The sequence below is a fragment of the Variovorax sp. FW301-JW7 genome, from assembly GCF_058788795.1.
Map to the genome: position 1 here is coordinate 1 of NZ_JBYTBC010000016.1, position 11,978 is coordinate 11,978.

The 11,978-nt window shown below is 70.6% G+C and carries 12 protein-coding genes; 7 read left to right on the forward strand and 5 right to left on the reverse strand.

Features of this window, described 5'->3' with window-relative positions:
- Positions 1-184: 184 nt before the first annotated feature.
- Positions 185-613: a PIN domain-containing protein gene (locus tag AC3WQM_RS29020; protein WP_489059944.1), complete on the reverse strand. Its 429-nt coding sequence runs from the start codon at positions 611-613 to the stop codon at positions 185-187.
- Between the two features lie 54 nt (positions 614-667).
- The gene (locus AC3WQM_RS29025; protein WP_492683440.1) at positions 668-1,579 is read right to left on the reverse strand and encodes a LysR family transcriptional regulator; all 912 of its coding nucleotides are present in this window, start codon (positions 1,577-1,579) and stop codon (positions 668-670) included.
- 121 nt (positions 1,580-1,700) lie between these two features.
- On the opposite strand from AC3WQM_RS29025, the gene AC3WQM_RS29030 reads away from it, so the two are divergent.
- On the forward strand, positions 1,701-2,633 hold the full coding sequence (locus tag AC3WQM_RS29030; RefSeq protein ID WP_492683441.1) for a DMT family transporter: 933 nt from the start codon (positions 1,701-1,703) through the stop codon (positions 2,631-2,633).
- 14 nt (positions 2,634-2,647) lie between these two features.
- A complete protein-coding gene (locus tag AC3WQM_RS29035; RefSeq protein ID WP_492683442.1) occupies positions 2,648-2,962 on the forward strand; it encodes a DMT family transporter in 315 nt (104 codons plus the stop codon).
- A gap of 1 nt (position 2,963) precedes the next feature.
- On the opposite strand, the gene AC3WQM_RS29040 is transcribed toward AC3WQM_RS29035, so the two are convergent.
- The gene (locus AC3WQM_RS29040) at positions 2,964-4,217 is read right to left on the reverse strand and encodes a THUMP domain-containing class I SAM-dependent RNA methyltransferase (protein ID WP_492683443.1); all 1,254 of its coding nucleotides are present in this window, start codon (positions 4,215-4,217) and stop codon (positions 2,964-2,966) included.
- 81 nt (positions 4,218-4,298) lie between these two features.
- On the opposite strand from AC3WQM_RS29040, the gene AC3WQM_RS29045 reads away from it, so the two are divergent.
- The 5 genes from AC3WQM_RS29045 to AC3WQM_RS29065 all read left to right on the forward strand — a co-directional run bounded on the left by AC3WQM_RS29045 (position 4,299) and on the right by AC3WQM_RS29065 (position 8,744).
- Positions 4,299-6,128: a sensor histidine kinase gene (locus AC3WQM_RS29045; RefSeq protein WP_492683444.1), complete on the forward strand. Its 1,830-nt coding sequence runs from the start codon at positions 4,299-4,301 to the stop codon at positions 6,126-6,128.
- Between the two features lie 82 nt (positions 6,129-6,210).
- Complete coding sequence (locus tag AC3WQM_RS29050) at positions 6,211-6,822, forward strand: cytochrome b (protein ID WP_307587630.1); 612 nt, start codon at positions 6,211-6,213, stop codon at positions 6,820-6,822.
- A complete protein-coding gene (locus AC3WQM_RS29055; RefSeq protein WP_095743358.1) occupies positions 6,819-7,403 on the forward strand; it encodes a YceI family protein in 585 nt (194 codons plus the stop codon). The genes AC3WQM_RS29050 and AC3WQM_RS29055 overlap by 4 nt, the downstream gene beginning before the upstream one ends.
- A 38-nt stretch (positions 7,404-7,441) precedes the next feature.
- Positions 7,442-8,077: a YceI family protein gene (locus AC3WQM_RS29060; protein WP_492683445.1), complete on the forward strand. Its 636-nt coding sequence runs from the start codon at positions 7,442-7,444 to the stop codon at positions 8,075-8,077.
- A gap of 22 nt (positions 8,078-8,099) precedes the next feature.
- Positions 8,100-8,744: a LysE family translocator gene (locus AC3WQM_RS29065; RefSeq protein WP_492683446.1), complete on the forward strand. Its 645-nt coding sequence runs from the start codon at positions 8,100-8,102 to the stop codon at positions 8,742-8,744.
- A 4-nt stretch (positions 8,745-8,748) separates the two neighbouring features.
- Here AC3WQM_RS29065 and AC3WQM_RS29070 read toward each other — a convergent pair whose 3' ends face one another.
- The gene (locus AC3WQM_RS29070; protein WP_492683447.1) at positions 8,749-10,365 is read right to left on the reverse strand and encodes a phospholipase D family protein; all 1,617 of its coding nucleotides are present in this window, start codon (positions 10,363-10,365) and stop codon (positions 8,749-8,751) included.
- Positions 10,366-10,375: 10 nt separating this feature from the next.
- A complete protein-coding gene (gene rpoN / locus AC3WQM_RS29075) occupies positions 10,376-11,968 on the reverse strand; it encodes an RNA polymerase factor sigma-54 (RefSeq protein WP_492683448.1) in 1,593 nt (530 codons plus the stop codon).
- Positions 11,969-11,978 lie beyond the last annotated feature (10 nt).

Here is an 11,978-nt window from a genome sequence, read left to right on the forward strand (position 1 = left end):
CCGCACGGGCACCAGTGCAGCCTGACCAAGAACAACAGGGATCGCAGCAGAAGAAACAGACAGCGTGCGCGGCATCGGCGACTTCCTTGGGAGGAAAACAGGTCGCGCAGTTTGCGAGTCGCCTCGCGATCACACTGATAACAATGGTCAAACACCTCCCTCGCCGTGCGAGGAGGTGTCAGGCCTATCCCACCAGCGCCGAGCGCACCGCCACCCCGCGCAGCGCCAGCCGCTTCTTCATCGACAGCACCGCCTTGTCCTTGCTGAACAGCTGCGCCCCGTGCGCCACGGATAGATCGATGAACACCTGGTCGTCCGGGTCGCTGCACACGCAGGGCGCGCGCGCCGGCACCTCGGTCACCAGCTGCACGCGCGCATCGAAATCCGCGAGCACCACCGGAATCGTCAGCTCGCGCTGCGCCATGCGCCGGGCGATCAACGGGTAGCCCAGCACGCGTTCCAGTTCGCTGCGCATCGCGGGCGTGGCCAGCCAGCGCAGCGCGCCGCGCGCGAGGTCGTCGACCAGCGGCGCCCAGGCCGGGTCTTCGAAGACCAGCAGGTCGAGGGCGATGTTGGTGTCGATGACGACGAGGTCGGAGGCTGGCAAGGTCATGGGTCGCGTGAAATCTGTCTATCGCCGATGTTGCACCATGCGGCGCCCGGGCTTCTAGCGGGCCGCCGGCCGCCCTGAGGGCATCGCCTGCACCTTCGCGTCGGCGACGAGCCGCGCGTAGGCGAAGTCGGTGAAGGCCTTGATCCGCGCGACCTCTTTCAGGTCGGGATGCGTCAGCACCCAGACCTGCGTGTCGAGCGCCTCCCTTGGCGGCTCGACCTGCACCAGCTCGTCTTCCGCATCGGCCAGCATGCACAGGAGCATGCCCAGGCCCAGGCCGCGCTTCACGAGCTGCGTCATTCCGACGAGGCTGTCGACGCGCACCGCGATCCGCGCCGGCGGCACCTGCTCGCGCAGCCACTTGGCCTGCAGCAGGTGCGACAGGCCTTCGTCGGGCGCGACCCAGTCGTGCTGGTCTAGCGGGGTCGTCGCCGGGTGCTTCGCGAGGTAGGCCTTCGACGCGTACACCGCCGTCTGCAGGCGCCCGGCCCGGCGCCCGACCAGATGGTCCGGCGGGGCATTGGTCGGGCGGATCGCCACGTCGGCCTCGCGCTTGGTGAGGCTCAGGAAGAGGTTGTTCATCACCACCTGCAGCTCGATGCCCGGGTGCAGCGCCCGGAAGTCCGCCAGGATCGGCCCGAGCAGCCCGGCCATGAAGGTGTCGGTGCTGGTGATGCGGATGACGCCGGTCAGCCGCAGGTCGAGCCCCATGAGGTGGCGCTGCGCGGCGTCGATCTGCTCGCCCACGCCCTGCAGGCGCTCGCGCAGCGCCTCGCCGGCCAGCGTCATCGCATAGCCGGCGGGCAGGCGGTCGAACAGGCGCACCGCCATGCGCGCCTCGAGCGCGCCCAGGCGCCGCAGCACGGTGGAGTGGTTCACGCCCAGCTGGCGCGCGGCGCCGGAGAGCGAGCCGGCCTGGCCGACGGCCAGGAACACGCGAAAGTCGTCCCAGTCTGTGTCCTGCATTGATGCATACCCCGGATGCGATTTTTTCGAATGGCTTTGCAAACGTGCGGATCCTACAGTCGTCCGCAAGGGGCCGCGACTCACCCGCCCCGCATCCACATCACACGGAGGTCGAACCACCATGGACGCGTTTTTCATTCCCGCCTCGCTCGTCGCCGGGGGCCTGCTCGCGGTGCAGGCCGGCGCCAACGCCCAGCTCTCCAAGGCCACGGGCAGCCCGTTCACCGCCACGACCTTGCAGCTGTCGGTCGGCACGCTGGCCCTGCTGGCGGTGGCGCTCGCCACGGGCACGCTGACGGCGCTGGCCGGCCTGCCGGGCGTGCCGTGGTGGCACGTGATCGGCGGCACGGCCAGCGCCTTCTACGTGGTCTCGACCATCCTGCTGTTTCCGCGCCTGGGCGCGGTGGTGGCGGTCGGCCTGTTCATCGCAGGGCAGATGCTGGCCTCGTTCGCGCTCGACACCTTCGGCCTGCTCGGCGTGGCACCGAGGGCGCTGACACCGGCCATGGCCGGCGGCACGCTGGCGGTGCTGCTCGGGGCCGGGGCCATCGTCGCCGGGCAGGCCGGCAGCCTGCGCCAGGCGCTGGCGGGCAAGGCCGACTGGATCGTGCTGGCGCTGCTGGCCGGCGCGGTGCTGCCGGTGCAGGGCGTGGTCAACGGCCTGCTGCGGCAGGACCTGGGCGCGCCCTTCGCGGTGGGCGCGGTGAGCTTCTTCGTGGCGACGCTGGCGATGGCCCTGGCGCTGCTGCTGGTCACGCTGTTCCGGCGTGCGCCCGCGGCCGCGGCACCGCAAGGCACCGCGCTGCGCGGCATGCCGTGGTGGGGCTGGCTCGGCGGTTTTGCGGGCGCGGCCTATGTGACGACGGTGTTCACGGCGATCCCGGCCATCGGCGCCGCGGCCGCGGTCGGGCTGACGGTGGCGGGGCAGCAGGTGGCGTCGGTGTTCGTCGACCGCTACGGCTGGTTCCGGCTGCCGCAGCGCCCGGTGTCGGGCCTGCGCATGGCGGGCGTGGCCGTGCTGCTGCTCGGCGTGGCCATCATCAAGCTGCTGTGAAAGGAGCGAACGCCATGGCCTGGCTTCTTCTGCTTGCCGCCGGACTGGTGGAGATCGTGATGGCCCTCGCGCTGAAGGCCGCGGCGGGCTGGGAGCGCCCCGGCGCCGGCGCGCTGGGCCTGGGCGCCGCGCTGGCGAGCATCGTGCTGCTCACCGCCGCGATGAAGACGCTGCCGGTCGGGACGGCCTACGCGATCTGGACCGGCATCGGCGCCATCGGCGTCACGCTGATCGGCATCTTCTTTTTCCAGGAAAGCGCCGCGCCGCTGCGGCTGGTGTGCATCGCGCTGATCTTCCTGGGGATCGCGGGCCTGAAGCTGCAGAGTTAGTTCAGGTGGGCGCGTCTGGCGGCGCGGCCCGGTTCGAGCCCCGCACCATGTCGAAGCGGAACAGCCGGCATTCGATCGGGCCGTTCCACATCGGCACGCGGCGCGACTCTTTCAGGCGCATCTGCTTGGGCAGCTTCAGGTCGGGCGTGAGCACCCAGGCGGTCCAGCCCGCGTAGTTCTTCTTCCAGTGGGTGGCGAGCTGCGGAAAGAAGTCGCCGCCATCGCCGCCTTCGCCATCGCCCGGGGTCTGGGCGGCCTCGCGGGCGCCGAAGCGCGCCACGCCGCCGACCTCGATGCGCTCGCCGTACGGCGGGTTGAGCATGATCACGCCGCCCTCGGCCGGCGGCATGCGCTGCAGGGCATCGCCGCCGCGGAACTCGATGGCGCCGGCCACGCCCGCGCGTTCAGCGTTGCGCTCGGCAAAGTCGACCATGCGGTGCGAGACGTCGGAGCCGAAGACGGCGATGGCGCTCGCATGCTGCGCGTTGGCCGCTTCCTTCTGGATCGACGCCCAGACATGCGCCTGGAACGGCAGCAGCTTCTCGAAGCCGAAGCGCCGCAGCGAGCCCGCCGCGATGCCGCTGGCGATCTGCGCGGCCTCGATGGCGATGGTGCCGCTGCCGCAGCAGGGGTCGTACAGCGGGGCCTTGGCGACCTCGCCGGTCTCGGGGTTCCACCAACCGCTGGCGGCCAGCATGGCGGCGGCCAGGGTTTCCTTCAGCGGGGCGTCGCCCTTGTCCTGGCGCCAGCCGCGCTTGAACAGCGGCTCGCCCGAGGTGTCGATGTACAGCGTGCAGCTGTCGGTGGTCAGGTGCGCAAAGATGCGGCAGTCGGGCCACTGGGTCTCGATGCTCGGGCGCACGCCGTTGGCCTTGGCGCGGAAGCGGTCGGCCACGGCGTCCTTGATGCGCAGGGTGGCGAAGTTCAGGCTCTGCAGCGGGCTGTGCTGGGCCGTGGTCTCGATCTTGAAGGTCTGCTTGGGCGTGAACCAGATCTCCCAGGCCACGCCGTTGGCGATGGCGTACAGGTCGTTCTCGTTGCGGTACGGCCCATGGGCCAGTTCGACCAGCACGCGCTGCGCGAGGCGGCTGTGCAGGTTGAGCTTGAGGCCGTCGCGCCAGTCGGCGCGCACGCGCACGCCACCACGCAGGGTGAGCAGGTCCTGCCCGGCACGGCCGGTCAGGGCATGCACCTCCTGGGCAAGGAATTCCTCGACGCCGGCGGCGCAAGGCAGGAAAAATGAGAGATCGTTCACGGAAAGTCGGCCATCGGGAAGCCCGCTAAGGGCCCCCATTGTCGCCGGGGCTGGGGCCTTCTCTATATAGTCGATTTGCCCATGACGCCCACCCCCGCCTCCGCGGCCCCCCCGGCAGACGCCCGCGACGGCGACCACCGCTTCGCGATCCAGTGCGAAGTGCTGCGCTTGTCGATCCGCCCGCTCGGGCCGGTGCTGCTGGTGCAGTACCTGCTCAACTGCGGCGTGGCGGCGCTCTTCGCCTGGCAGTTCTCGCCGCTGCGCGCGCTGGTGTGGCTGGCGCTGGTCACCGGGGTCACGGTGATGCGCGGCTTCTTTCCGCAGCGCCTGCCCGAGCCCTTCACCCCCGCCACCCTGCGCGCCGCGCAGCGCCAGCACACGCTGCGCACGGCCATCTGGGAGCTGGCGCACGGCCTGGCGGGCGTGCTGCTGTTCAACCCCGAGCGGCCCGACCTGCAACTGCTGCTGGGCCTCATCCTCATGGGCATGACGCTGTCGTCGGCGTTCTCGGTGTCGTTCTACACGCCGGCCACGCAGCTGGCCATCACGCTGCTGCTGGCGCCGGTGATCGTCACGGGCCTGTGGCTCGGGGCGCCGGTGATGATGGCCGTCGCGGTGATCGGCATCGGCCTGACCGCGATGATGTGGAAGCTGGTGGCCGACCATTCGCGCCAGCTCGAGGAGAACATCGGCCTGCGCCTGAACGAGCGCACGCTGCGCGAACAGGCGCTGGCCGGCCTGCGCGCCTCCGAGCAGGCCCAGGCCGAGCGGCTGCGCTTCTTCTCGGCGGCCAACCACGACCTGCGCCAGCCGGTGATGGCCATCGGGCTGCAGGCCGAGGTGCTGCGCCAGCAGCTGCAGCACGGCACCGACAGCGCGGCGGTGCAGCACACGGTGGCCTCGCTCTCGCGCGCGCAGCAGGCGCTCGAGGGCCTGACCAACCAGCTGCTCGAAATCGGCCGCATCGAGGCCGCGGTCGATCCGCTGCGCCCGGCGGCGGTGGCGCTGGCGCCGCTACTGAACGAGCTGGCGCGCCAGGCCGGCGAAGGCCGCGTCGCGGTGCGCTGCCCGGCCGATGCGGTGGCCTGGACCGACGCGGTGGCGCTGCGCCGCGTGCTCTCCAACCTGCTGGACAACGCCCTCAAGTTCACGCCGCGCGGGCGCGTGCTGCTGGCCGTGCGGGCGCGCCGCCGGCCCGGCACAGAGACTGGGCGCGCGTGGCGCGTCGAGGTGCGCGACAGCGGCATCGGCATCGCCGCCGAATCGCAGACGCGCGTGTTCGACGACTTCGAGCAGGTCGGCAACGTGGAGCGCAACCTGCAGCACGGCCACGGCCTGGGGCTGGCGATCGTGCGGCGGCTGGCGGGGCAGCTGGGCATCGAGGTCGCGCTGCGTTCGGCGCCGGGCAAGGGCTCGGTCTTCAGCTTCGAGCTGCCGGCGGCCCGCCCCGGTGCGGCGGCCGTGCCGGCCCCCGCGCCCGCGGTGGCGCTGGACGAGCCCGACGCCGATGCCGTGCTGCGCCCCGGCCTCGCGGTGCTGGTGGTCGAGGACAACATCGTGGTGGCCGACAGCCTCTCGGCGCTGCTGCGGCACTGGCACGTGGCGCCGCGCATCTACGCCAGCGCCGCCGAGGCGCTCGCGCTGGCCGACCTGGACGCGCTCGACGCGGCGCTGTGCGACATCCGCCTGCCCGGCGCGTTCAACGGCATCGCGCTGGCCGAGCGGCTGGCACAGCGCAAGCCCGCGCTGACGATCGCGCTGATCTCGGCCGACATCACCGAAGCCACGCAGCAGCTGGCCGCCGCGCGCGGCTGGCATGCGCTGCGCAAGCCGGTGCAGCCGGACGCGCTGCGGCGCGTGCTGCTGCGGGCCCAGCAGCAGCAGCAACAACAACCGCCGTCGCCGTCGTAGCGCTCGGCGCGGGCCGGCCCCGCTGCGGTGTCATCGCTTCCGAGCTATGCTCCGCGCACAGGCCGCCGCCGCCCCTGCCCCGATGCCCGTCGAACCACTTTCCGCCCCTGCCGTTGGCGCCGCCGCCCTGCGCGAGCCCCGCTACGGGCGGGTCGCGATGGCCCTGCACTGGCTGCTCGCGGCGATGATCGTCGGCTCGCTCGGCGTGGGGCTCTACATGACGGGCCTGCCCTTCTCGCCGCAGCGCCTGAAGCTCTACAGCTGGCACAAGTGGGCCGGCATCACCATCCTCCTGCTGTCGGCGCTGCGGCTGCTGTGGCGCCTCACGCACCGCCCGCCGCCGCTGTCGGCGCGGGTGCTGGCGGCCATGCCGGCCTGGCAGCGGGCCGCCCACCGCATCAGCCATGCGCTGATGTACCTGCTGTTCTTCGCGGTCCCGCTGTTCGGCTGGGCCTACAGCTCGGGCATGGGCGTGCCGGTCGTGTGGTTCGGCCTGCTGCCGCTGCCCGACCTGGTCGCGGTCGACAAGGACTTCGCCGAGGCCGTGCTCAAGCCGCTGCACCAGCGCAGCGCCTTCCTGCTGGCCGGCGTCACGCTGCTGCACGTGGCGGCGGCGCTCAAGCACCACTGGATCGACCACGACGGTCTGTTGCAACGCATGTGGCCCGCGCCACGCAAGGAATCCGCCGGATGACGACCCGTCTTTTGTGGGGCACCGCCGCCCTCCTCGGCCTCGCGCTGCACGCCGCGGCCGAGCCCCTGCCGGCCACCACCGCGAAACTGGTGCCCGAGAAGAGCCAGATCGCCTTCGTCAGCAAGCAGATGGGCGTGCCGGTGGAAGGCAGCTTCAAGCGCTTCGACGCGCAGGTCGCCTTCGACCCGAAGAAGCCCGAGGGCGGATCGGTCGTGCTGCAGATCGACACCGCCAGCGCTGGCTTCGGCGTGCCCATGAGCGATGCCGAGCTGCCCAAGCCGACCTGGTTCGACACCGCGCATTTCCCGCAGGCTAGCTTCCGCTCGAGCGCCATCAAGGCGCTGGGCGAGGGCCGCTTCGAGATGGCCGGCAAGCTCACCATCAAGGGCGTCAGCAAGTACGTGACGGTGCCCGTGAGCATCGTGTCGTCGGGCGGCGCGTATTCGGTCGCCACGGGCACCCTCACGATCCAGCGGCTCGACTACAAGGTGGGCGACGGCGAATGGACCGACACCTCGGTGGTCGGCAACGAGGTGCAGGTGCGCTTCAAGCTGACGCTCGCGGGCCTCGGGCCGCTGTGACGACGATTTCATTTCCCATGCATCCTTCTTCCCTTGCCATGAACAAGCTCCTCTTCGCCGCGGCCCTGTGCGCGGGCGCGGCCCTGCCCCTGGCCGCCACGGCCCAGGAATACACGGCGCCGCCGCTGGCCGCCAAGCCCGCGGGCGGGCCGGCCAAAAATGCGAGCTACGTGATCGACCCGACCCACACCTTCGTCATGTACGAGATGGGCCACTACGGCACCACCACCAACCGCGGCCGCTTCAGCACCAAGGACGGCTCGGTGCAGATCGACGGCACCGGCGCCAGCGGCAAGGTCGACATCACGATGGACATCAGCTCCATCAACACCGGCGTCGACCTGCTCAACCGCCACGTGCAGAGCAAGGACTTCTTCAACGTCGCCGAATTCCCCACCGGCCGCTTCGTGGCCGAGCGCATCGACTTCAGCGGCGACAAGGTGACCGACGTGCCCGGCACGCTCACACTCATGGGCCAGACCAAGCCGGTGACGCTGAAGGCCGTGCGCTTCAACTGCTACCTGAACCCGCTCATCAACCGCCAGGTCTGCGGCGGCGACTTCGAAGCCACCGTGCAGCGCAGCGACTGGGGCATCACCTGGGGCCTGAACTTCGGCTTCGAGAACAAGGTGAAGCTGCTGGTGCAGGTCGAAGCCGTGAACGTGCAGCAATGACGACGACGCAAGGAGCCACGCGATGATGGACACCACCCTTTCCCTGCTCGGCATCGCCGGCGCCATGGCCGTGGGCGCGATGAGCCCGGGCCCGAGCTTCGTGATGGTGGCGCGCACGGCCGTGGCCTCGCGCAGCGACGGGCTGGCGGCGGCCCTGGGCATGGGCGCCGGCGGGCTGGCCTTCTCCATCGCGGCGCTGGCCGGCCTGCAGGCGGCGTTCCTCGCGGTGCCGGGGCTGTACCTCGCGATCAAGGCCTTCGGCGGCGCCTATTTGATCTACCTGGGCTTTCGCATCTGGCGCGGCGCGCGTCAGCCGCTCGCGATCACGCCCGACACGGACGCCTCGCCGCGCCAGCAAGGCCGCAGCGGACGCACCTTCCTGCTCGGCCTGGCCACGCAGGTCAGCAACCCGAAGACGGCGGTGGTGTACGCGAGCATCTTCGCGGCCTTCCTGCCGCGCGAGGTGCCGCTGGTGCTGGCGCTCGCGGTGCCGGCCGTGATCTTCTGCATCGAGACGGGCTGGTACGCGATCGTCGCGCTGGCGCTGTCCTCGGCCGCGCCACGCGCGGCCTACCTGCGCTACAAGACCTGGATCGACCGCGCCGCCGGCGGCGTGATGGGACTGCTGGGCCTGCGGCTGGTGTGGTCGGCCATGCGCGGCACCTGAGGCCCTAGAGCAGGCTCTCGGGCGTGAGCGGCGCCAGCAGCTCGAGCATGGTGCGGTCCCAGAAGCCCGAGTCGGGCTCTTCGTGCAGCACGGTGGTCTTGCCGCCTTCCTCGCTGACCCACTCGATGCGCCGCGAGCCGGTGGCGCCCGCATCGGCGCCTTCGGCAAAGCGCAGCCGGTAGGCGCCCTGCTGCTTGAGCACGTCGAGCAGCTTCAGGGTCTGCTGCGCCATCTCGGGGCTGCGGATGAACAGGCCGATCTCGGTGTTGTGGACCTCGGAGCGCGGATCGAAATTCATCGAGCCGACGAACAGGATGCGCTGGTCGATCACCGCCGACTTGGCGTGCAGCCGCCCCACCGACGTGCCGAACAAACCGAGGCGCACGCTGCGCCGCGTGCGCGCGGAACTCAGCTCGTGCAGCTCGGCGCCCAGCGCGAGCATGTCGGCGCGGTAGCGGCGGTAGGCGGTGTGCACCAGCGGCTCGTCGGTGGCGGCGAGCGAGTTGGTGACCACGCTGATCTTCACGTGGCGCCCGCGGATCTCGCGCATCACCTCCAGCCCCGACGCGCCCGGGATCAGGTAGGGCGAGACCAGCGTCACCTCGCTGCGCGCGCGGCGCATCTGCTCGACCACGTTGTAGCGCACGCTGTCCACGTCGAGCAGCGGCACGCCGCCGTACGACGCGGTCTTGCCGATCACGCGGTCGGGTGAATCGGCATACGCCTCGGCGGTGGTCCAGATCAGGCCGAGCTTGCCGGCGTCGAGGTCGTCGGCCACCGGGCTGTAGCCCAGCAGGTCGTTGGGCGCGGGCCTGGGCGGCGGCGGCGTGGTGTCGGGGCCGGTGGCGGCGTCGAAGCGGCGCTGCAGTTCCTCGCGCGGCAGGTCGGTGTGCACGACCGCGCCGATCGGGCGCACGTGCGGGCTGTTCCAGTACTGGTCGAACAGCACGCCCAGGCGCGGGATCAGCGCGCCCGTGACGAAGGTGTCGAGGTCGATGAAGTTCGGGCCGGTGGTGCGGCGGAAGTACTGGTTGCCGATGTTGCGCCCGCCCGCCACCGCCATCGCGCCGTCGGCGATGAAGAGCTTGTTGTGCATGCGGCGGTTGACGCGGCTGAAGTCGAACAGTGACGCGGTGAAGCGCTTGAGCAGGCTGCCGCGCCCCGCCGGAAACGGGTTGAACAGACGCAGCTCGACGTTCGGCGTGGCGGCCAGGCCGAGCAGCAGCTCGTCTTCGCCGGACGTGTAGAGGTCGTCCATCAACAGGCGCACGCGCACGCCGCGCTGGGCCGCATCGCGCAGGGTGCGCAGCAGGTAGCGGCCGGTCTCGTCGTTCTCGATCTGGTAGTACTGCACGTCGAGCGTGCGCTGCGCGCGGCGCGCCAGCTGCAGCCGCGTGTCGAAGGCGAAGTCGCCGCCGGGCATCAGGCGAAAGCCGCTGAGGTCGGGGTCGGGCTGCGAGGCCAGCGCGATCTTGCCGAGCGCGGTGTCGGCCGAGACGGCGATGGCCTTGGTGGGCGGGCGCGGCGCCTCGTCGGGCAAGGTGGCACAACCGGCGAACAGCGATGCAGCCACGAGGGCGAAGACCCAATGCCCCCAGCGCGACAGCAGGCGACGGGTCATCGTGGGCTTTCTACAGAGCTTTGCGCAGGTTGGCGGGCGCGATGCGCAGCGCCTCGCGGTACTTGGCGACGGTGCGGCGCGCGCACTCGATGCCCTGCTCTTTCAGCATCTCGGAGATCTGGCTGTCGGACAGCGGCTTCTTGATGCTCTCGGAACTCACGAACTGCTTGATCAGCGCGCGCACTGCCGTGCTCGACGCGTTGCCGCCGGTCTCGGTGCCCAGCGCCGAACCGAAGAAGTACTTGAGCTCGACCGTGCCGAAGGGCGTCGACATGTACTTGGCGGTGGTCACGCGCGAGATGGTCGATTCGTGCAGGCCCAGCTCGTCGGCGATCTCGCGCAGCACCAGCGGGCGCATCGCGAGTTCGCCGTGCACGAAGTAGCTCTTCTGCCGCTCGACGATGGCGTTGCTCACGCGCAGGATGGTGTCGAAGCGCTGCTGGATGTTCTTGATGAACCAGCGCGCCTCCTGCAGCCGCTGCGACAGCGCCTGGCTGCCCTCGCCCTTGTGCGACTTGAGCGCACCGGCGTAGATGTCGTGCACGCGCAGGCGCGGCATGACCTCGGGGTTGAGCATGACGCGGAACTTCACGTTCGTGCCGCGCCCGGTCTTGGTGACGATCACGTCGGGAATGACGATGTTGCGTTCGACGTCCACAAAGCGCCGGCCCGGCTTGGGCTCCAGGCGCGCAATGATCTGCAGCGCCGAGCGCACCAGCTCTTCGTTCGTGCGCGTGAGCGTGGCCAGGCGCTTGAAGTCGCGCCGCGCGAGCAGCTCCATCGGCTGCTTGCAGATCGCGATGGCGGTCTTGCGGATGAGCGCTTCGGCCTCGGTCTCGTCTTCGCTGGCGAGCGCCTTCAGCTGGATGCTCAGGCATTCGCCGAGGTCGCGCGCGCCGACGCCCGCCGGCTCCAGGCTCTGCAGCAGGCCGAGCGCCACCTGGAAATGGTGCACGAGGTCGTCGAACTGGTCGTTGTCGTCGCCCGCCAGGCCCGAGGCCAATGCGGGCAGCGAGTCTTCGAGGTAGCCGTCGTCGTTGAGCGATTCGATCAGGAAGCGCAGCGCGGCACAGTCGTTTTCGTTGAGCCGCAGGCTCAGCGCCTGGCGGTGCAGGAACGACTGCAGCGACTCCTGGCTGCGCGCAAGCTCGGTGGCGTCGGCACGCTCGTCGTCGCCCAGGTTGTTCTGGCGCGCGGGTGCATCGCTGCCCCACTCGCTGTCGTCGGGCGCCATCTCGACGGTGCCGTCGCCTTCCCAGTCGGGCTCGCGCTCGGTGATCTCGGCGGCGGGGCCATCGGAGTCGGGCGTGGACGTGGTTTCGCTGGTGGTGGTCGTCGCGCTGCTGGTCGGCGCCGGGGCGAAATCGCCTTCGCCGGTTTCACCGCCCTCGTCGCGCGGCACGGGCGTGTCGACAGCATCGAGCCCGAACTCCTCGCGCGCCGCTTCTTCCGCGGTGCGTTCGAGGAACGGGTTCTCGTCCAGCATCTGCTCGACCTCCTGGCTCAGCTCGAGCGTGGAGAGTTGGAGCAGGCGAATGGACTGCTGCAGCTGTGGCGTCAGCGCCAGATGCTGCGAGACGCGAAGGGACAGCCCTTGCTTCATGGAGACCCGA